Consider the following 20,873-nt stretch of genomic DNA (forward strand, 5'->3'; position numbering starts at 1 on the left):
CTCAGTATTCTCAAATTTTCTTCTTTGACGATTGGAAAGCAGGGAACTTCTTCCTGAAAAACTTCCTCAGTGGTATGTTTCTCACTATTGTAATGACGGGCTTGGATCAAGACATGATGCAAAAGAACCTCACTTGTAAAAATATTGGCGATGCACAAAAGAACATGTTCTGGTTTACCGTGGTACTCACTGTGGTCAACTTTATCTTTTTAGCGCTTGGCCTGCTGCTTACCATTTACGCGCAGAACAATGGTATTGACGCAGTGCGGGATCAACTCTTCCCTACCGTAGCGGTTGAATCGGGCTTGGGTATTGGTATAGCAGCGCTGTTTATGTTGGGACTTATTGCAGCAGCCTATTCTAGTGCAGATAGTGCCTTGACCTCTTTGACCACTAGTTTTAGCATTGACATTCTAAATATCGAAGAAAACAAATCAGAAGCAGAGGCCAAAAGGATTCGCAAACGCGTTCACGTAGCCATGTCTTTTGTACTGCTACTTGTGATCATCGGCTTTAAATATCTAATAGCAGATGAAAGTGTGATTACTAAACTATTGACTTATGCAGGTTATACCTACGGACCTTTGTTAGGTCTGTATGCATTTGGGTTGTTCTCCAATTGGAAGGTCAAGGATCATTTGGTTCCCATCATTGCTGTGCTCACTCCCTTTTTGGGATACGCCATTAGTTGGGCATCTGCTGCCTACTTAAACTTTGAATGGGGATTCTTCATTCTTATTCTAAACGGAGCCTTGACTTTATTAGGCTTAATATTGATTCGTACTGAGAAGGACGAGCGTACAGGCACGGTCGGCCAGAATGCCGTTAGCGCGTAACTTATTTTCAAATTCAAGATTCTCCGTTCCCGGGTTAAAAATCACCCGTCTCGGTTTTAAGCCAATGATATAATCGTAGTACTGTCGTTGTCGCTGCGGGTTCAAATAGAGGGTTACTGTATCCATTCCTTCAAAAGGCATTAGGGTAGTTTCAATTGGAATTCCAGCTACTGTTCCCGCTCTAAGCCCAATGGCTACAACCGGCTGATCATGAGCCACTAAACGCTCAATAGCATAATAGGAATAGCGATTCGATCTTAAACTCGCTCCCAAAACCAAAGTTGTATTCTTTGCTGTTTCCATAAGGTTCTTTGCAGGCTGGGCGCCTCTTTCAAAATTAACATAAAACAACGTTAAAATTGAAATTATCTGTAACACCTGCCTTTCTACTCCGTCTATAGAATAGAAATATTTCTTTCTTACTGCTACAATTTTTTACGTTGATGGTTAGTGTTAATTATTGCAGTAAGGTCTCAGACCCGGTCTTTCTCAAGACCGGGTTTGTTCTTTTTAAGGCCTTTTGCATAATAAATGTTAAAATGAAAATTTCTTGTAACAAGAATTAATCTGGGCAGTCTTATTGACATAACTTTTTCTGGCGAAGGCCTGCTAGAAAGGGTTGTGAAATTCATCATCAATCAAACAATCGAAAAATGAAACAGTTAGCAGTATGGCTATTGCTATGCCTACCCCTATTTGCCTATTCCAACCCTAATCCAGACACAGAAAAGATTGGGACTATCAGCGGAGTAGTGTACGATAAGAACCTTCAAGAACCTATCCCCTATGTGACCGTGGCCATTATGGACATGAACGGCCAAGTGATTACCGGGGGCATCACCGATGATAATGGACAATTTGAGATCAAAGATATTCCTGTAGGGAAGATTAAGGTCGATATCCAATATATAGGGTACAAGAATTACGTCAAACAAATTGAGATCTCCAGATCCAACCGAAAGGTTGATCTAGGGCGCGTAGACCTGGAAGAAGACGTAGAGTCCTTAGATGAAGTTGTCGTGACCGCAGAGCGCACTACCATTGAGCAAAAGCTCGACAGGAAAGTGATCACTGTGGGTAAAGACTTGACCACCGCAGGACCAACTGCTTCAGACATTATGAACAATTTACCTTCCGTGAGCGTAGACCAACAAACTGGTGCTATTGCCTTACGCGGAAACCAAAACGTACAAGTGATGGTAGACGGTAAATTGACCAATGTGCCTGCAGCCCAGTTGTTGCGCCAGATCCCTTCGACCTCTATTGAAAAGATCGAGCTGATCACAAATCCGTCTGCAAAGTACAATCCAGAAGGAATGAGCGGGATCATCAATATTGTATTGAAGAAGAACGCTTTGATCGGTTTCAACGGAGACATCAATGTAGGTCTGACCTATCAGCGTCAGGCTAAATTCAATACGGGTGTCAACCTCAACTACAGAAACGGAAAGTTTAACCTTTACGGTAGCTACGGAGGGAATTATTCCAAGAATGAGAACTTCGGAAACGTCTTTAGACCGAACGACAATTCTGATCAGCAGTTCAACTTCTTAGACAACAACAAATCCAACCTCTTTAAGGTAGGTGTGGATGTGTATTTGAATGATAAGAATACCCTATCCTTCTTTACCAATCAGAATTTATTTGACGGTGGAGTGGATGGAACTACGAACATCTTTTTCTTGGACGACCCGAGTTTGGATCAGAGTCAACTCTTTGACAACGCCATTGACAATATGAGTCAGCAGTACAACTTCAACTATAAATTGGACTTTGCTAAAGAAGGTCACAATATTGAATTAGAAGCCGACTTCAACGATTTTGAAAGCGACGAGGACGCTAATTTTAGATTCCGCGGTAACAGTCCCACGGAAGATTACATGGACTTTGTGGATACCGAGCGCAGCCGTCTGACGGTAAACTTGGACTACACCAATCCATTGAGCGAAAGCATGAAGTTGGAGGCTGGACTGCAAGCCCGGCTGTTCAATACAGACATCGATTACAGTTCCACGGGACAGACCTTAAATGCCAACGGCGATCTGATCGATACCCCGAGCACGGTCTTTGAATATTCTCGAGATATTTATTCCGCTTACGTAAGTCTTGGAAAGAACTACGAAAAATGGAGCTGGCAACTAGGTGCACGCGCAGAAACTGTAGAGGTTCGCGCGGATACCAACAGCGTAAGAGCCTTTACCAATGATTATGTGCAGTTGTATCCTTCTGCCTTTGTGACCTATTCGCCTTCCGAGAAGAATCAATTCCAAGTGAGCTACAGCCGTCGTGTGGACCGTCCTGGTGTTGGGCAAGTAAACCCAATCCGTGAATGGAGCACGCCACTGATCTCCTCTTTTGGTAATACCACTTTGGAGCCTCAGTTCACCAACTCTTTTGAGACGAACTATACGCGTAATATTGGAAAAGGATCTATTACCGCGGGTGTGTTTTATAGAATCATTGAGGACGAGATCAACCGAGCAGTTTTCATTGACCGCACGGACGTTAACAAAGTAATCTTGACCTTTGACAACTTTAGCAACACCACGGCTTACGGTTTTGAGGTATCGAGTAATTACCGCCCAACGAAATGGTGGAATTTCAACGCGAGTTTTGATCTGTTCTCCCAACAACAAAAAGGGATCACCGAGCAAATCGACAGCAGTATTGAAAACCCAACGGCGGCCAATATTGAAACCAATACTGTAGAGGTTACCAATACGGCTTATAACTTTAGAATGATCAACAACTTTAAAGTGACCAAGACTGTAACCTTTACCGCTTTTGGTATGTATCGTGGAAAGAACAAGAACATTCAGTTTGAGGTAGATCCTATGGTTATGGTAAACCTTGGTGCTCGCGTATCTCTTTGGGACGGACAAGGTACCTTCAGCTTAAACTATAACGACATCTTTAACAGCATGCGCTTTAAGTTTGTGGGAGACAATCCTTTCTTGCAGCAAGGCCAGTTCAACTGGGAAAGCAATACGGTCTTTGTGGGACTTAACTACCGTTTTGGCGGAGGAAAGTACCGTGCAAAGTCACGTAAAAGACGTGATAATGACGAGAAAGAAGGCAGCGGAGGTATCTTCTAACTGCTTGATTCTGTTATAAAAACGTTAAACTCATAAATGAAATGAAACATTGGCACCGTTTATGAGTCTATATAAGTACTCACTAGCAAGGTTTATAATTTATTTGAATTAGCCATTTAAGTATTAGAACCCGTGAAGCAAAAATAGAAACGCCCTCTTTGGAGGGCGTTTTCGATTTTATATGGGAGTTCAAATTATGCCCAACGAATAATGGCACTTCCCCAAGTGAATCCACTACCAAAGGCAGCCAAGACCACAAGGTCTCCGGATTTGATCTTTCCGGCTTCCCATGCCTCTGTCAAAGCAATTGGAATAGAAGCCGCAGTAGTGTTTCCGTATTTCTGAATATTGTTGAATACCTGCTCGTCTGCAAGTCCGAATTTCTTTTGAATGAATTGAGAGATACGCAAATTGGCCTGATGTGGAATGAGCATAGCAATATCATCTACGCCTAGCCCATTGGCCTTTAAACCTTCTTGGATCACCTCCGAAAAACGAACAACGGCGTTTTTAAACACGAACTGTCCATTCATATAAGGGAAGTAAGGAATGTCTTCCTGTGGATTCTCTTCAAGAATCTGTGGCACCCAGTAACCCGTACTCGGTCCTTGTAATGCCAATTCATCTTTGTGTTTTCCTTCAGAATGCAGGTGTGTGGAAAGGATCCCTCCTGTTCCGGTTTCATTTCTAGATACAACAGCAGCTCCAGCACCATCACCAAAGATCACAGATACCCCACGTCCACGCGTGGTCATATCCAATCCACCACTGTGGTTCTCACTACCGATCACGAGCACATTTTTATACATTCCGGTTTTGATGTACTGATCTGCCGTAGAAAGTGCATAAACGAATCCACTACACTGGTTGCGAACATCTAAGGCCGGTACGGTTCCAATTCCCAACTGATCTTGCACTTGAACTCCGCCTCCAGGGAAATACATATCTGGACTCAAAGTGGCAAAGATGATCAGTTCTATATCATTGGGATCGATTTCTGCACGCTCGATTGCAATGCGGGCCGCTTTGGTTCCCATGACACTGGTGGTGTTACCATCACCAGGAAGAATATGTCGACGCTCTTTGATACCTGTTCGTTCTTGGATCCAGGCGTCGTTGGTGTCCATTACTTTAGAAAGATCGTCATTGGTTACCACATGCTCAGGAACGTAGAAACCCAAGCCGGAGATTCGTGATGTATACATAAATGAAAATTAGTCTGTAAAGATACGGCTATTCGCGTTGAGACCCCAATACCAAGCACTTAACTGCTATGCATGCATAAGAAGTTTTAACATCGCTTTACCTAAATTTTTAACTACCTTTTTATCAAAAATCACAACCATGCAAAACAAGTTATTACTACTCTTACTGCTGCTGAGCTTTGGCTATGGGCAGGCACAGGAAAACCTGGAATACCAACAACCACCACAAGAAATTCTAGATCTCGTTGACGCTCCTTTAGCTCCGGCAGTTCAAATCGACTCTAAAGGAGAATTTGCCGTACTGATCTATAGAGATGCTTTTAAAAGCATTGCAGAACTCTCTGCCCCAGAAATGCGCTTGGGCGGACTGCGGATCAATCCAAATACGAACATTGGAAGCCGCACCACATTTTACAACAACTTAAAGGTAAAACGCACTGAAGATACTGACGCTACTCAAGTAAGCGGCTTGCCTGCCAATCCGCGTTTAAGTGGTTTTAGTTGGTCTCCGGATGAAAGCAAGATCGCTTGTCTAAATACTACAGACAAAGGCGTTGAAGTATGGGTTTTGGACATTGCTGCTGCTAAGGTGACCAAATTGACCGATGCGGGCGTCAATGCCAATATGGGTGGAGCCATTCGCTGGTTTAAAGCGGGAGATGCACTTTTGGTAAAAATGCTCCCAAAAAACAGAAAAGCACTTATTAATGTTGCAGAAGCGGTACCAACCGGACCGACCATTTCTGTAAGCGACGGTGCCAAAGCACAAAACAGAACCTATCAGGATCTACTTAAAAACCCGAATGACGAGCACAACTTTGAGCAGTTAGCCATCTCTGAGATCAAAAAAGTGAGCTTAAATGGACAAGTGAGCAACTTCTTGCCAGCGGCAATGTATCGCGGAATGAGTTTTTCTCCGGATGGTAAATACATCAAGATCACCAAGATCAAAAAGCCATTCTCATACATAGTGCCTTACAGCCGATTCCCTTATGACGAGACGGTTTACACTACCGATGGAAACTTTGTGGCCACAGTAAATGACGTACCACTAAACGAAGTTCAACCCAAAGGTTTTATGGCGACACGCAAAGGCAAGCGCAATTTGAACTGGCGTGCCGACAAACCAAACACACTCTATTGGGCAGAAGCTCAAGATGAAGGAGACCCTGCTATTGAGGTTCCTTATCGCGATTATGTGTACCAGTTGGCAGCTCCTTTTACAGGAAGCAAAGAAATGGTGACTAAGACCATCAACCGTTATAGTGGCATTAGTTGGGGCGATGACAAAACGGCCATACTTTATGACTACTGGTGGAACACCAGAAACACCAAGACGTATTTGTTCAATCCGTCTAAACCCAATATGGACCCTAAGGTGATCACAGACAGAAACTATCAGGATCAATACAGTGATCCAGGGCAGTTTGTGATGAGCAAAAACGAAATGGGCTGGAATACCTTGGTTATTGACAAAGGCAGTCTCTATTTGATGGGCGCAGGTTATACTTCAGAAGGACAGTTCCCTTTTGTGGATCAAATGGATCTAGCCTCACAAAAGACCAAGCGACTGTATCAGTCTGAATACACCGACAGACTGGAGAATCTGTACTCTGCCATCGATATGAAAAAAGGAGAGATCCTGGTGCGTATCGAAGGGCAAACGGAATATCCGAATTATTACATCAGAAACATTAAAAAGAAGAATTCTCTAAGACCTTTGACCTCTTTCGAGAATCCGTTTAAAAGCTTACAAGGCGTTCACAAAGAAGTGATCACCTATAAGCGTGATGATGGCTTAGACCTTGAAGGAACCCTTTACTTGCCTATTGGCTATGACAAAGACAAGAAGGAAAAAATGCCAATGATCCTTTGGGCCTATCCAAGAGAATACAAAGACAAGAGCAGCGCTTCTCAAAGCACCACCAACCCAAATGAATTCATTTATCCTTATTATGGCTCGCCTATCTATTGGGTGACTCGTGGTTATGTGGTCTTGGATGATGCCGCCTTCCCTATTGTGGGTGAAGGTGATCAGGAGCCTAACGACACTTTTAGACCGCAGTTGGTAGCCAATGCCAAAGCAGCTATTGACGCCGTGGATGCTATGGGCTATATTGACAGAACTCGTGTGGGTGTAGGCGGACACAGTTACGGTGCCTTTATGGTGGCGAATCTGTTGAGTCATTCCGATCTGTTTGCGGCTGGTATTGCGCGTTCTGGAGCTTACAACAGAACCCTAACGCCGTTTGGTTTTCAAAGTGAGCAACGCAGCTACTGGGATTCTCCGGAGACCTACTACACCATGTCTCCGTTCATGCATGCCGATAAAATGAAAACGCCGCTCTTGTTAGTACATGGGGAGGCTGATAACAACTCCGGAACCTATCCACTGCAAAGTGAACGTTATTTTAACGCCTTGAAAGGACTAGGAGCGACTGCACGCTTGGTCATGCTACCCAAAGAATCTCATGGGTATCGCGCTAAGGAAAGTATCATGCACCTGCTTTGGGAGCAAGACACTTGGTTAGAAACCTATGTGAAGAATAGAAAATCTCAAGAACTCAATACGAGCTCAGAGAGTTTTAAGAATTAAATAAGGGTAAATAATAAAAACAAGCCTCAAGGCTTTTGCGTAGTTTAAATCAGCTTACGCAAAAGCCTTGAAGTTGTTTATACGGACTTTAGATCCAAGATCGTTCAGCAAATTATAGAGTCCAAAAAAGGTTCTATTGATGTACAAGAAGTGCTTGGAACCTCTGTTACCGTTCATTTTTCGTAAATCTGTATCCTTAGAGTACTTCTCACCCAACTCGGCAATCTTACCAAAGAACTGCTCGTCAGAGAAATCAAAGACCTCCTGATGGAAAGGCTGCGTGAACAAACTCAGCATTTCTTTAAAGAGCTCCGTAAAGAAAACGCGCTCGTCTGCAGTGTCCGTGTCTTTAATGATCTCTAATTCTTCTAGTTTTTGAGCGAAGAATTCCTCATTGGCAATAGCGCCAGGTTCTGCCAATTGGAAGTAAGGCGTATAGAATTCTTCTGGAACCTTTTTAATACAGCCAAAGTCAATGGCGATCAATTCACCGGCCTCATTCACTAGGAAGTTCCCTGGATGTGGATCGGCGTGCACCGCTTTGAGCTGGTGCATTTGGAACATATAAAAGTCCCAAAGGGTTTGCCCGAGTTTATCTGCCAGTTCCTGATCCGTATTTTGAGCAGCAAATTCACTGAGGTGCTTGCCGTTCATGAAATCCATGGTAATGATACGCTCATTAGAAAGCTCCGGATAATAATTCGGGAAGCGCAGATTGTCAATATGTCCGCAGGCTTCAGAAATATCCAAACTCTGCTTTACCTCAAGAACATAGTCCGTCTCTTCCAAGAGTTTCTCCTCTACCTCTTTAAAATATTTAGCAGAGTCCTTGCCTTTGAGATTGAACATTTTGATCGCGACGGGTTTTACCAAAGCCAGATCAGAGCTGATACTGTCTGCAACTCCAGGATATTGGATCTTAACCGCAAGTTCTTTTCCGTCCTTCTCTGCCTTATGCACTTGCCCAATAGAGGCTGCAGCTACAGATTCAGCGTTGAAGTTATCGTACAGCGTCTCTGGATATTCTCCAAAGTAACGCTTAAAGGTCTTGCGTACCAATGGAGCTGATAAAGGCGGAACAGAAAATTGCGCTAAGGAGAATTTTTCCACATAAGCACGTGGTAAAATACTCTTTTCCATACTCAACATTTGCGCAACTTTTAAAGCGCTTCCTTTGAGTTGTTTTAATCCGTCGTAGATATCTGCAGCATTGTCTTCATTGAGCTTGTCTTTGGTAAGCTCTGGGTTGACGAGCTTTTCGCCATAATACTTCAGATAGTTGCCTCCAACCTTGACCCCCGTGGTTACCAGCTTTGAGGCGCGCTGTAATTTATTGGTAGGGATCTTATCTATGGTCTTCATTGATTGTAGGATTTTGTTTGTGTTCAGTTCACAAGCGTTTAGGCCATTTTTTCCTTCCAGAGGAATTTGCCGAAGTCGATAATGCTTTCCAGCGGTGTGGTCTCAAATACGTCAAAGATCACGCGCACGGACTTTTCAATAGCCACATCGGTCTTTTCAAAGCCTGGAGAGTTGTCATCCATCCAATACTTCAACAAGAACAGCGTCTGTACCCAAGCTCCTTCTGAAAAGATAGATACCGGGTGTTTAAGGATCCGCAATTGCTTTTCATCATTCGTCTCTTGGATCAATGCTCCAGAGAACTCTTTGATGGCTTTGCGCATTTCGCTGAGCTCCTTTAATGATTTCATTTTATCCTTCTTCCCTTTGAGGCTGTAAAGCACATAACTGCGGTTGGCAGTCAATACCTCAAAGAGGGTGTAGTACATGGTGAGCATCTTATCTTTTGCACTAAGGGCTTCGTAACCGTCAGCCTTGAGCATCACCTCGTGGGCGTTGTCAAAGAATTGCTTCCAGATTGACTTGCGCAAGGATTCAAAAGAACCAGCTACCGTGTAGAATTGGTCTTCCGGAATGTCCTCGTGCTTGCAAAATTTAAAGACAGAAACAGGCTCGTGCTCGTGTTCCATCACATACTCCATATACTTGGTGGTAATCTCGTTGGCCGTAAGGGTTTTCTTCTTTGCAGTCATGGGTGGATAATTTGTACAAATTTAATAAATGTTTAATCTTTAATAAAATACTTTAAACAAAATTTAAGGATAAATCTTGGCAGCTGATGACAAGCTGTCAGCCTAGAGCGGCTTGGTATTTTATTTGCTCATTGGTATGTCGTCAAAAAATGAAAAACGCTACACTATGAGCACCGGAAATATCAACGTATCAGTAGAAAATATTTTTCCATTGATCAAAAAGTTCCTCTACAGCGATCACGAGATCTTTTTACGCGAATTGATCTCTAACGCGACAGATGCAACTTTGAAACTCAAACACTTGACTTCTATTGGAGAAGCCAAGGTAGAATACGGCAATCCGCAAATCGAGATCATTGCCGATAAGGACGCCAACCAATTGCGCATCATTGACCAAGGAATTGGAATGAGCGCAGAGGAGGTTGAAAAATACATTAACCAGATCGCCTTTTCAGGAGCAGAAGAGTTCATTGAAAAGTACAAAGATCAAGAAGGTGAAGAAGCTGGGATTATCGGTCACTTCGGATTGGGATTCTACTCGGCCTTTATGGTTGCTGATAAGGTAGAGATCATTACCAAGTCGTTCAAAGATGAGCCTGCAGCCCACTGGACTTGTGATGGTTCTCCACAGTACACCCTAGAAGCACATGACAAAACGGATCGCGGAACGGAGATCATTTTGCACATAGCTGAGGATTCCACCGAATTCTTAGAAGAAGGACGCATTATGGAACTGTTGACCAAATACAACAAGTTCATGCCGATTCCGATCAAATTCGGAACCAAAACAGAGACGCTTCCTTTGCCAGAAGACGCTGCCGAGGACGCAAAACCAGAAACAGTAGAAGTTGATCGTATTGTCAACAATCCAAACCCAGCCTGGACTAAAGCACCAGCTGATCTGGAAGAAAAGGATTATGCAGATTTCTACCGTGAAATGTACCCGATGCAATTTGAGCAACCGCTCTTTCACATACACCTCAACGTAGACTATCCGTTCAATTTGACGGGAATCTTGTATTTCCCAAAATTGAGCAACGATCTCAATATGCAAAAGGATCGCATTCAGTTGTACCAAAACCAAGTGTTTGTGACCGACAATGTAGAGGGAATTGTACCTGAATTCTTGACCATGTTGCGCGGAGTGATTGATTCACCAGACATTCCATTGAATGTTTCTCGCAGCTATTTGCAAGCCGATGGCGCTGTAAAGAAGATTTCCAGCTATATCACTCGTAAAGTAGCAGACAAACTCAAGTCGCTCTTTAAAAACGATCGCGAGGCTTTTGAGCAAAAATGGAACGACATCAAGATCGTAATTGAGTACGGAATGCTCTCTGAGGATAAGTTTTATGACAAAGCCCAGGAATTTGCACTCTATCCAACAGTAGATGGCACTTACTACACCTTTGAAGAAATCAAAGAGAAGATCAAAGCCAATCAGACCGACAAAGACGACAAACTGGTAGTGCTTTACGCCTCAGATCAAGAAGCGCAACACGCTTATATTGAAACGGCGAAGGCCAAAGGTTACGAAGTACTGCTATTGGACTCTCCAATTGTGGCGCACTTGATTCAAAAACTCGAATCTAAGTTTGAGAACACCTCTTTTGTGCGTGTGGATGGAGATCATATCGACAACCTCATTAAAAAGGATGACACGACCATTTCTAAACTTTCTGACGAGCAAAAAGAGACGCTTTCTGGCTTGCTAACTGAGGTGATTCCTCAAGACAAGTTTAGTGTTCAACTAGAAGCGATGGACTCCGAGGCCAATCCTTTTGTGATCACGCAACCAGAATTTATGCGCCGCATGAAAGAAATGCAGCAAACTGGTGGAGGTATGTTCGGGATGGGCAATATGCCAGAGATGTACAATTTGGTAGTCAATACCAATCACGAGTTGATCGGGCAAATTTTAGAGACCAAGACCCAGAAAAAGAAAGAGCGCTTGATCAATCAAGCCCTTGACTTGGCCAAACTCTCTCAGAACCTATTGAAAGGTGAAGCACTTACTGAGTTTATAAAACGCAGTTACGACATGATCAAATAGTAAATTTCAAATTGAGATAAGCCGCCTTAACGGGCGGCTTTTTTTGTAATTTTAAAGACGCAAAAAAAGACACATGAATTTTCCCTGGCATCAATATTTACTGGCTGTTATTTTTCTTGCGGGCGGTGCCACTCATTTCAAATGGCCGCAGATCTACAAAAAAATCATGCCGCCTTACCTGCCTGCACACGATACACTGATCATTGTAAGTGGCATGCTAGAAATGGTCTTTGGTCTTATGCTCATTAGCAGTGATGGTACCACCCAAGTTGCTGCTTGGGGAATCATCGTATTGCTTATTCTCTTTCTTCCTGTTCATATTTATATGCTACAAGAAAAAGAAGCACGTATGAAGTTACCGGTATGGGTTTTAATCTTAAGAATACCCTTGCAGTTTGGTTTGATGTATTGGGCTTGGCAGTATGTCTGATCTGTTTAGCGAAATAAATCCGCAGCCTGTAAAGCTCCCGCTCAATGGTGCTGAGGCAATCTATTATCCCAATTTTATAAATGCAGCCCAGGCAGAATCTATATTTAATCAACTGCTGGAACAGACTCCATGGCAACAAGATGATATAAAGGTATTCGGCAAAGTGTATGCTCAACCCAGACTTACTGCGCTATACGCCAAGAACGAGCAACCCTATTCCTACTCCAACATCACCATGCATCCAAAGCCCTTTACCTCTTTGTTATTGATGCTAAAAGATAAACTCAAGGAGGTCTGTGAAGTAGATTTTACCACAGTTTTGCTCAATCTCTATCGAGATGGGAATGATTCCAACGGCTGGCATGCGGATGATGAAAAGGAACTAGGCGTAAATCCTGTCATAGCCAGTTTGAGTTTTGGGGCGAGTAGAAATTTCAGGTTTCGAGAAAAGGCGAATAAAAAGAATACCTATAGTTTGACTTTGGATTCCGGCAGCCTTTTGCTGATGCAAGGAGCTACACAGCATTTGTGGCAACATCAGATACCAAAAACAAAAAAAGAAGTCGGCCCCAGAATAAATCTCACCTTTAGAGTTCTGATTTAGTCCATTGTAGAGCGCGATAGGCCGACTTTAACCAGATCAAAATAGCCAAGGTCCCAACATGATAAAAGATGTGAAAGGTCGGGGATCCTATGAGTAGAAACGCCATAATAACGAGTGTGATGTAAATTCCCAAATTCAAGGCTTCCCGTATTACCAAGTTGCTCACAATCAAAGCTCCGACAAAGAATTCGAAGAAAGGAAACATCATGATCAATGCTTCTGACAAGGCTCCGGGAGGAATTAGCTTGTCAAATTCACCGCTTACAAAGGCCGTATATTTTTCCAGCAGGAGGATTCTGTAGATTCCGTGTCCGCCAATTAATATTCCGGCCACAAAGCGAAAAAACGTGGTGAGGTTCGTAGGTTGCTTCATGGGTATAAGCAAATTACGCAGAAAGTCTTAGAAAAGTTTACGCGAAAACCTCATTTAAAATCATGCCTAAGCAGACTCTCTCCACAGCCCTTTTACATCTTCAAAAACCATTTTGACAGATCAGTTGAATGGAGTTTTGCTGTGTCATAAAATGCGCGAAAACAAGTGCCACGAGAAAATATTTTTTGAAAATAGTGTAACGAAACTTAAAAAAGTGATACTTTTATTATATCATATTGATATCATTTTAAATCTAACACTATGACAAACGAAAAAATTATTGTGCCTATGAACGGCTACATCATGTTGTTCATCACCCTGGCTGCTATAGCTGGAGGCATTGCGGGCATTGTAGCATTGCGCAGCCCTTTTATGGCTGTACTGCTTATTGTAGGATTCTTTATGTTACCTGGATTTGTTATGATCAATCCTAACGGTTCTCGTGTGCTGTTGCTGTTCGGGAAATACGTTGGGACCATTAAAAAGAATGGACTGTTTTGGGTCAACCCCTTCTATTCTAAGAAAAAGATCTCTTTACGCGCTAGAAACTTTGACAGTGAGCGCCTTAAAGTAAATGACAAACTGGGAAATCCTGTAAACATCAGTACCATTTTGGTATGGCGTGTTCAAGACACTCATAAAGCTGCTTTTGATGTAGATAATTATGAGCACTTTGTGCGCGTTCAAACCGATGCAGCTGTGCGTGAATTGGCCAGCATGTATCCTTATGACAACTTTGCCGATGAAGGTTTAGAAGAAGAGATCACCTTAAGATCAAGTACCCAAGAGGTGAACCAAGCTTTAGAAAATGAGCTTACCGATCGTTTGGCTATTGCTGGGATTGAAGTTCTTGAATCACGTATTGGTTATTTGGCCTATGCCAATGAGATCGCCTCCGCGATGTTAAAGCGTCAGCAGGCTACAGCGATTGTTGCTGCCCGTCACAAGATCGTTGAAGGTGCTGTGAGCATGGTAGAAATGGCCTTAGAAGAGCTCAGCAAAAAACAAGTCGTAGAACTTGATGAAGAGCGCAAAGCAGCCATGGTGAGCAACCTGATGGTGATCCTTTGTGGTGACAAAGATGCAGCTCCTGTTGTGAACACCGGAACTTTAAACACTTAAGATGCGTGTATTTGTAGAAACTCAAAAATTCAATCAGACTTGGCTCCGAGTATTACTGATCAGTGTTGGACTGGTTACCCTTTGGCCTGCACTAAGTCTAACAGAATGGGATCACGTGGACACCTCCTCATTGATCATTATCAGCAGCTGTATCGCCTTAACTCTAGGGATGGTCGTTTACCTGCTCGTGTTGCTACGGCTAGAAACGCGAATAGATGAGCACGGGATCTCTTACGGATTTGAGCCACTTCCCGGCAAAATGAACCGCAAGTCTTGGGATGAGATTGAGAGTTTATACGTCCGTGAATACAGTCCTATTGGCGAGTACGGCGGTTGGGGTTATCGGCTGAGTTTTAGCAAATCAACGGGCAGGGCCTACAACGTCTCCGGAAACTTGGGGATTCAGATCGAACTCAAAAACGGCAAACGTGTGCTTGTCGGAACCCGTAAAAAAGAAGAGGCCGAAGCCGTCATTAATTATTACACTAAAAAGGATCAAAATGAAGCTTATTAAGATCATCATACTTTCCATAATTCTCACCGCTCAGGCCTTAGCCCAGCAAGGAAATTTCATCAGTGAAGAGCTCAACATCAATCCGCTGATTGAGGGAACGCTATTACACCCTGACGACAATTCTCAAGTTCCTCTACTTATTATGATCCAAGGCTCTGGACCTACGGATCGCGACGGGAATCAATCGAATTTAAAGAACAATTCTCTACTCATGTTTGCTGAAAGTTTGAGCGAGGCTGGCATTGCGACTTATCGATACGACAAGCGCATATTTCCCATGCTGCGCGAAGGCAAATTGAATGAAGCCGAACTGTCCTTTGATGATTTTGTAGCCGATGCAAAGACAGTCTTGACCTACTTTCAAGACACTAAGGCATACAGCCGAATCTATATAGCCGGACACAGTCAAGGCTCGCTTGTGGCCATGATGGCCGCGCAACAAGGCGCAGACGGTTATATTTCTTTAGCAGGTGCTGGGCAGACCATAGATGAAGTGATCATTGATCAATTGGAAAATCAAGCTCCGGCTTGGGGTGAGAGTGCTAAACAAGCTTTTGAAGATATGAAGACTAAAGGTGTTGCGGAGAATTTCAACCCTGCTATCGCTTCTTTGTTTAGAAAGGAATTGCAGCCTTTTATGTTGTCTTGGATGAAATACGACCCGGCAGTAGAAATTGCCAAACTGAGCTGTCCTGTATTAATTATCAATGGAGACAAGGACATTCAGGTTGCGGTGAGTGAGGCTGAAATTTTGGCAAAAGCCAAGCCAGATGCGCGCTATGAAGTGATCACCAACATGAATCACATATTAAAAACTATTGAAGGAGAAATACTGGAGAATATGCAATCCTACAATGATCCTGAGAAACCCTTGAGTACTGAATTGACCGCCATTATTGTGGACTTTGTAAAAAAATAGTCATGGCCAAGAAAAAGGCATTTGCTTTACGAATCAATGAAGACCTTATGAAGGCTGTAGAAAAATGGGCAGCCGATGAGTTTCGATCGACCAATGGCCAGATCGAATGGATGCTCCATAAGGTCCTCAAAGAGGCTAAAAGACTGCCGAAGAAGAAAGACGAGTCTGAAGATTGATTGCCTTGTAAAAATTCTGCTTCCGCTTTACGTGCGGAAATCGTATTTTGCAGCAAACAACAACTAAATGATCTTAGCTCTTTCCGAAGCGGTAAAGGATACTACGCCGCTATTTACCAACGATAAAATTGTTTTTGGACTGCTCATGCTCTGCTTGGGCTTTGTGTTTTATACCTCGAGCAAAAAAGAGGGGCCTTGGGCCAAATTCTACAAATACATTCCGGCCTTGTTCATGGCCTACTTTGTACCGGCCATTTTGACTACCACGGGCATCATTGCTCCAGAATGGACCAGTGTGGCTGCAGACGGTACAGCAACAGAAAGTTCTTCCTCACTCTATCATATGGCCAGCCGTTATCTCTTGCCGGCAGCTTTGGTTTTAATGACACTTAGCTTAGATCTCAAAGGCGTGTTTAACCTAGGTCCTAAAGCCCTTTGGATGTTTTTGGCAGGAACCGTTGGGATTATTTTAGGCGGACCTTTAGCCGTGCTTATTGTAGGAAGTATTTCTCCCGAAACTGTGGGTGGAGAAGGCGCAGACGCAGTTTGGCGCGGACTTTCAACCCTTGCAGGAAGCTGGATCGGTGGTGGCGCCAATCAAAGTGCCATGTTGGAGATCTACGGATACAATCAAAAACTCTATGGCCAAATGGTCTTTGTAGACATTTTGGTAGCCAACGTTTGGATGGCGGTGATTTTGCTGGGTATTGGTAAATCGGCAAAAATTGATCGCTGGCTCAAAGCAGACAATTCTGCGATAGAGTCTTTAAAAGAAAAAATGACGGCCTTTCAGGAAAAGGTGAGCCACAACCCTTCCTTGAGTGAATTGATGATCTTAGGCGCAATTGCCTTTGGTGCAGTTGGTTGTTCCCACTGGTTAGGCGATATTATGGCCGGCCTGCTCTCGGGCTGGGTTGAAGGACTCACAGGCCTCACCAAGAACGTCTTTACCTTCTTGGGAAGCTCCTTCTTTTGGATGGTAACCATTGCAACGCTTATCGGGGTGGTTTTGAGCTATACCAAAGCGCGAAATCTTGAAGGTGCAGGTGCCAGTAAAATGGGAAGTGTTTTTATTTACATTTTGGTAGCGACCATTGGTATGAAAATGGACCTGCGATTGATCTTTAACAACCCAGGTCTTATTGTGGTTGGTTTTGTATGGATGGCCGTTCACGCCGGTATCCTTATTGGAATGGCTAAACTTATCCGGGCGCCGTATTTCTTTTTAGCGGTAGGTAGTCAGGCTAATGTTGGTGGAGCCGCCTCTGCCCCTATTGTTGCTTCGGCATTTCACAGCTCGCTTACCACTGTAGGCGTGCTCTTAGCGGTCTTTGGATACGCCATAGGAACCTTAGGTGCAGTAGCTTGTACATTTTTAATGCAATTGGCAGCAGCCTCTTAGGACGGACGCTAAAAATTACAGATATTTGCCGCAAATAATTTAAGACTATGCGCTTTAGAATTCTCGCTGCTTTTTTGTTCGGACTTGGATTACTGAGTTGTTCTGATACTCCGGAAACCAATAGTGTATTGGTAGCCAATATCAAAGACCTCAACAAAGGAACGGTATATCTGGAAAGACTACAGGACAGCAGCTTGATCCGATTGGATTCTGTTTTGGTTGACGGGCAATCTCCACTGACCCTCGGAGCTAATCTGAATAGTCCGGAAGTACTTTATGTGCATGTTTTAGTCGATGCTAGCGAGCTTATCGATACCCGCATCCCAATTTTTATGGAACCGGGAACCGTTGAGCTTTACACACGTTTGAATAACCTGCAAGGTGCCGCTGTGATCAAAGGTTCAGCGAATCACGAAAAATGGCAAGAATACAAGCAAAGCATGAGTCGTTTTACCGATCGAAACTTGGAGTTGATCAAAGCCTTGATCGAATCGGGTAAAAATCAAAACGATTCGCTTACTGCAGCAATTGAAGCGCAGCAAGTACAGCTGGTCAGATCCAAATATTTGGCAACCATCAACTTTGCTAAAAACAACACGGCCTATGCCGTATCTCCTTATGTAGTTTTGAATGAAGTACGAGTAGCTAAGAATACTTACCTCGATACCGTTTATAATGCCTTACAAGACAGCGTGAAAACAGGAACCTACGGCAAAGAGCTATTCGCTTTGATCAACCAGCAGCAAGAAGCCGCTGGCGATCAATAATTATTTAAGCTTAGCGAGTTTATCTAAGAGGGCGTTTCCACGATCCTCTAATTCCTTAGAGATAGCATTGAAGTGCGCCTTCTTATTCTCCACATCCTTTTGATTGATCTTTACTGTCAATTCATCAAAGGTTGTGATCGCCTCGTCAATAATGGCTTCTGATTTTTTGTTATCCGCTTTAGGGTTTTCCAATTCCCAGCCGTAAACGGCTTCGATGATATCTCCTAATACGAAATTCAAATCCTTTTTTAAATCTCTTATACTAGCCATAGTAGTTTATTTTGTGGGGTAAAAGTAGTCTTTTAGATCGCATTATGGTACACGAACCTCTAAAAGTTCTACACCATCAGTTTTAATAACTATTTCTGTGGCTGCCGCGGGCACCATGGCAGTTTGGCCTTTGATCAAGGCGGTGTAAACACCGTCTAGCTCAATAGTGGCTTGACCGCTCACACACATATAAACCACAAATGAATCTGTATCGCTCAGATCGTGTCTCTTTTCTTCATTTAAAGGAAGGAAGCGCGTATCAAAGTAAGGAGATTCACAAACAGAATTACTGCTATTTACTGCTTTGTCATAGTTTAGATATTGATCGTTAGGAGCCTCAAAATTCAAAACATCTAAAGCCTGCTGCCTGTGCAACTCGCGCATTTTACCATCAGTTCCAGGACGGTCCCAATCATAAACACGGTAGGTTATATCAGAGGTCTGTTGGATCTCAGCAACCATTACTCCACCACAAATGGCGTGAATGGTTCCCGGTTCGATAAAATAACTGTCACCAGCTTTTACTTTGTGAAAGTTCAGAAGGTCTCCTAAGGCCTTATCTGCTAAGGCTTGCTCGTAGTGTTCTTTGCTGACCTTTTCTTTGAAATCTACGATAAGATCTGCATCGTCATCGGCTTGCATGATATACCACATCTCTGATTTTCCAAAGGAATCGTGGTGTTTTTGCGCGTACTCATCTGCAGGGTGAACCTGAACAGATAAGTCCAAAGCAGCATCGATGAATTTAAAGAGTAAAGGAAAAACAGGACCGTGCATTTGATACAAGCGCTTTCCGAGGATCTCATGCGGATACTCTTTAAGTAGGCTGTTGAGATCACGCCCAACCAAAGGGCCGTTGTTGACCACGGAAATGTTTCCGGGCACTCCAGAGAGCTCCCAGCTTTCTCCTACATTAGGCAGGTCTGTTTGTTTTCCAAAATGTGTTTTCAGTTTCGTTCCTCCCCATACCTTGTCTTTGAGGATAGGATCGAATTTAAGTGCGTAAAGGGGCAGTGCATCCATTGCTTAAATCGTTATAATTTATTCAACTCCCTAAGTGCCATGCGGATGTGCGGATCGGCTGCTAGAGCCTTAAAACGCTTGATCAATTGGCCATCAGCATTAAACACAAAGGTTTCTCTACCAGGCAAGATACCAAGTAAACTCCCTTTCACGTCAAACATTCGACGAACCTTCCCTTTGCCATCGGCCAATAGCGTAAAGGGCAATTTAAAACGTTTTGCAAATTTTGCGTGTGAGGATTCAGAATCCGCACTGATACCTATCACACGAACACCAGCGTTGGTGAAATCTTCAAAATGATCTCTAAAACTGCAAGCCTCGGCATTACAGCCCGGTGTAAAGTTTTTAGGATAAAAATAAATAACTGCGGCTTGCCCTTTTAATTCTTGGGCACTGTTAAAGGTATTGCCATTTTGATCGTTGAGTTCAAATGCAGGTAGTGAATCACCAATATTCAAAGCCATAACTATCCGGAATAAGTAACGTAGTTTCTCGGGGTCTCGTAGAGGGTCACCTCTAGGTCAAGGTCTGATTTTATGTGAGGTCTTAGGCGATTGTATATACAAATCGCAATATTTTCTGCTGTTGGGATCAGATTGGCAAAATCTGTCACCTCTAAGTTGAGGTTTTTGTGATCGTAAGCATCTTCTACTTCCGATTTTATAACCGCCTTAAGTTTTTCTATGCTGATCACAAATCCGGTCTCTGGGTCTACATTTCCCGTAACACCCACAACCAATTCATAATTGTGACCGTGGTAATGCGGATTGTTGCATTTACCAAAGACCGCCGCATTCTTTGCCTCGTCCCAAGCTGGATTATACAATCTGTGGGCCGCATTAAAATGTGCTTTTCTGTAAACGGTCAAACTCATTGACTGATGAACTGATAATATTTTTCAAATATAATCTTAAACCAAGCTGTATAAAGCTCTGGCTGGTCTTCAATATCTTGTTTTACAGCCTCTAGCGGCATCCATTTCCAAGCCTCCACTTCTTCTGGATTGATCTCTGGGGTTCCATTGTACTTGCCTACCATTATATGGTCTAACTCATGCTCAGTTAGTCCGTTGTCAAAAGGCGCTTTGTAAATGAACCAAGTCATCTCTTTCAAAGGAGTTTCAAAACCCATTTCCTCTTGCAATCTGCGCGCTCCAGCTTCTAGGTTCGATTCTCCTTCACGCTGGTGAGAACAACAGGTATTGGTCCATAAACCTGGAGAATGGTATTTGGACAAGGCCCGCTGCTGCAGCATTAGCTCTCCAGCATCGTTAAATACAAATACGGAAAACGCGCGGTGCAGTACCGCTTTTTCATGGGCTTCCATTTTTGGCATCAGGCCGATCTGCTCGTCCTTTTCATTTACCAAAACCACCATTTCTTCTTTCATGCAAGTGCTTTTGTACAAAAATACGAAAATGCTAGTCCATAAAAA

The 20,873-nt window shown here is 43.3% G+C and carries 21 protein-coding genes and 1 pseudogene; 12 read left to right on the forward strand and 10 right to left on the reverse strand.

The window, feature by feature from the left end; all coding sequences use genetic code 11:
• A pseudogene (locus HRT75_RS02110) lies at positions 1 to 836 on the forward strand (sodium:solute symporter); the annotation flags it as partial.
• Here HRT75_RS02110 and HRT75_RS02115 read toward each other — a convergent pair.
• Entirely contained in the window at positions 768 to 1,139 is a 372-nt protein-coding gene (locus HRT75_RS02115) for a CoA-binding protein (protein ID WP_291182356.1), read from the reverse strand. The pseudogene HRT75_RS02110 and the gene HRT75_RS02115 overlap by 69 nt on opposite strands.
• 350 nt (positions 1,140 to 1,489) lie before the next feature.
• On the opposite strand from HRT75_RS02115, the gene HRT75_RS02120 reads away from it, so the two are divergent.
• The gene (locus HRT75_RS02120; protein ID WP_291182357.1) at positions 1,490 to 3,931 is read left to right on the forward strand and encodes a TonB-dependent receptor; all 2,442 of its coding nucleotides are present in this window, start codon (positions 1,490 to 1,492) and stop codon (positions 3,929 to 3,931) included.
• A 194-nt stretch (positions 3,932 to 4,125) separates the two neighbouring features.
• Here the strand turns inward: HRT75_RS02120 and HRT75_RS02125 are convergent, their stop codons facing one another.
• Positions 4,126 to 5,136 (reverse strand): beta-ketoacyl-ACP synthase III, encoded by a 1,011-nt coding sequence (locus HRT75_RS02125; RefSeq protein WP_291182358.1) that lies wholly within the window; start codon positions 5,134 to 5,136, stop codon positions 4,126 to 4,128.
• Positions 5,137 to 5,275: 139 nt separating this feature from the next.
• On the opposite strand from HRT75_RS02125, the gene HRT75_RS02130 reads away from it, so the two are divergent.
• Positions 5,276 to 7,732 (forward strand): prolyl oligopeptidase family serine peptidase, encoded by a 2,457-nt coding sequence (locus tag HRT75_RS02130; RefSeq protein ID WP_291182359.1) that lies wholly within the window; start codon positions 5,276 to 5,278, stop codon positions 7,730 to 7,732.
• Positions 7,733 to 7,786: 54 nt separating this feature from the next.
• On the opposite strand, the gene HRT75_RS02135 is transcribed toward HRT75_RS02130, so the two are convergent.
• Both HRT75_RS02135 and HRT75_RS02140 read right to left on the reverse strand, forming a co-directional pair.
• Positions 7,787 to 9,094: an AarF/UbiB family protein gene (locus tag HRT75_RS02135; protein WP_291182360.1), complete on the reverse strand. Its 1,308-nt coding sequence runs from the start codon at positions 9,092 to 9,094 to the stop codon at positions 7,787 to 7,789.
• 38 nt (positions 9,095 to 9,132) lie between these two features.
• Positions 9,133 to 9,786: a TetR family transcriptional regulator C-terminal domain-containing protein gene (locus HRT75_RS02140; RefSeq protein WP_291182361.1), complete on the reverse strand. Its 654-nt coding sequence runs from the start codon at positions 9,784 to 9,786 to the stop codon at positions 9,133 to 9,135.
• A gap of 166 nt (positions 9,787 to 9,952) precedes the next feature.
• Between HRT75_RS02140 and htpG the strand changes: the two genes are divergently transcribed.
• The 3 genes from htpG (at position 9,953) to HRT75_RS02155 (ending at position 12,873) form a co-directional block, all read left to right on the forward strand.
• Complete coding sequence (gene htpG, locus HRT75_RS02145; RefSeq protein ID WP_291182362.1) at positions 9,953 to 11,839, forward strand: molecular chaperone HtpG; 1,887 nt, start codon at positions 9,953 to 9,955, stop codon at positions 11,837 to 11,839.
• A gap of 73 nt (positions 11,840 to 11,912) precedes the next feature.
• Positions 11,913 to 12,269 (forward strand): DoxX family protein, encoded by a 357-nt coding sequence (locus HRT75_RS02150; RefSeq protein WP_291182363.1) that lies wholly within the window; start codon positions 11,913 to 11,915, stop codon positions 12,267 to 12,269.
• Positions 12,262 to 12,873, forward strand: a complete 612-nt coding sequence (locus HRT75_RS02155) for an alpha-ketoglutarate-dependent dioxygenase AlkB (protein WP_291182364.1) — start codon at positions 12,262 to 12,264, stop codon at positions 12,871 to 12,873. Before HRT75_RS02150 ends, HRT75_RS02155 begins: the two co-directional genes overlap by 8 nt.
• On the opposite strand, the gene HRT75_RS02160 is transcribed toward HRT75_RS02155, so the two are convergent.
• On the reverse strand, positions 12,857 to 13,246 hold the full coding sequence (locus HRT75_RS02160; protein WP_291182365.1) for a hypothetical protein: 390 nt from the start codon (positions 13,244 to 13,246) through the stop codon (positions 12,857 to 12,859). The two genes, HRT75_RS02155 and HRT75_RS02160, sit on opposite strands and share 17 nt — an antisense overlap.
• Before the next feature lie 261 nt (positions 13,247 to 13,507).
• Here HRT75_RS02160 and HRT75_RS02165 point away from each other — a divergent pair, with 261 nt between their 5' ends.
• From HRT75_RS02165 to HRT75_RS02190, 6 genes are all read left to right on the forward strand, one after another.
• Positions 13,508 to 14,368: an SPFH domain-containing protein gene (locus tag HRT75_RS02165; protein WP_291182366.1), complete on the forward strand. Its 861-nt coding sequence runs from the start codon at positions 13,508 to 13,510 to the stop codon at positions 14,366 to 14,368.
• Between the two features lies 1 nt (position 14,369).
• Positions 14,370 to 14,882: a hypothetical protein gene (locus tag HRT75_RS02170; protein ID WP_291182367.1), complete on the forward strand. Its 513-nt coding sequence runs from the start codon at positions 14,370 to 14,372 to the stop codon at positions 14,880 to 14,882.
• Positions 14,869 to 15,801, forward strand: coding sequence for an alpha/beta hydrolase (locus tag HRT75_RS02175; protein ID WP_291182368.1), 933 nt, complete (start codon positions 14,869 to 14,871; stop codon positions 15,799 to 15,801). Before HRT75_RS02170 ends, HRT75_RS02175 begins: the two co-directional genes overlap by 14 nt.
• A 2-nt stretch (positions 15,802 to 15,803) precedes the next feature.
• Positions 15,804 to 15,977 carry an Arc family DNA binding domain-containing protein gene (locus HRT75_RS02180; protein WP_272832996.1) on the forward strand — a complete coding sequence of 58 codons (174 nt, stop codon included), beginning with the start codon at positions 15,804 to 15,806 and terminating at the stop codon, positions 15,975 to 15,977.
• 67 nt (positions 15,978 to 16,044) lie between these two features.
• On the forward strand, positions 16,045 to 17,379 hold the full coding sequence (locus HRT75_RS02185; protein ID WP_291182369.1) for a DUF819 family protein: 1,335 nt from the start codon (positions 16,045 to 16,047) through the stop codon (positions 17,377 to 17,379).
• A gap of 47 nt (positions 17,380 to 17,426) precedes the next feature.
• Entirely contained in the window at positions 17,427 to 18,146 is a 720-nt protein-coding gene (locus HRT75_RS02190) for a DUF4369 domain-containing protein (protein WP_291182370.1), read from the forward strand.
• Here HRT75_RS02190 and HRT75_RS02195 read toward each other — a convergent pair whose 3' ends face one another.
• Genes HRT75_RS02195 through idi form a run of 5 tightly spaced genes read right to left on the reverse strand, consistent with a single transcriptional unit; the run spans position 18,147 to position 20,828 of the window.
• Positions 18,147 to 18,416, reverse strand: coding sequence for a hypothetical protein (locus tag HRT75_RS02195; protein WP_291182371.1), 270 nt, complete (start codon positions 18,414 to 18,416; stop codon positions 18,147 to 18,149).
• 42 nt (positions 18,417 to 18,458) lie between these two features.
• Complete coding sequence (locus tag HRT75_RS02200; RefSeq protein ID WP_291182372.1) at positions 18,459 to 19,439, reverse strand: type I phosphomannose isomerase catalytic subunit; 981 nt, start codon at positions 19,437 to 19,439, stop codon at positions 18,459 to 18,461.
• 11 nt (positions 19,440 to 19,450) lie between these two features.
• On the reverse strand, positions 19,451 to 19,903 hold the full coding sequence (locus HRT75_RS02205; RefSeq protein WP_291182373.1) for a peroxiredoxin: 453 nt from the start codon (positions 19,901 to 19,903) through the stop codon (positions 19,451 to 19,453).
• A 2-nt stretch (positions 19,904 to 19,905) separates the two neighbouring features.
• Positions 19,906 to 20,313 (reverse strand): 6-carboxytetrahydropterin synthase, encoded by a 408-nt coding sequence (locus HRT75_RS02210; protein ID WP_291182374.1) that lies wholly within the window; start codon positions 20,311 to 20,313, stop codon positions 19,906 to 19,908.
• Positions 20,310 to 20,828 (reverse strand): isopentenyl-diphosphate Delta-isomerase, encoded by a 519-nt coding sequence (gene idi, locus HRT75_RS02215; RefSeq protein ID WP_291182375.1) that lies wholly within the window; start codon positions 20,826 to 20,828, stop codon positions 20,310 to 20,312. Before idi ends, HRT75_RS02210 begins: the two co-directional genes overlap by 4 nt.
• Positions 20,829 to 20,873 lie beyond the last annotated feature (45 nt).

The sequence above is a fragment of the Gilvibacter sp. genome (assembly GCF_013214815.1).
In the GTDB taxonomy this organism is placed as follows: Bacteria; Bacteroidota; Bacteroidia; order Flavobacteriales; family Flavobacteriaceae; genus Gilvibacter.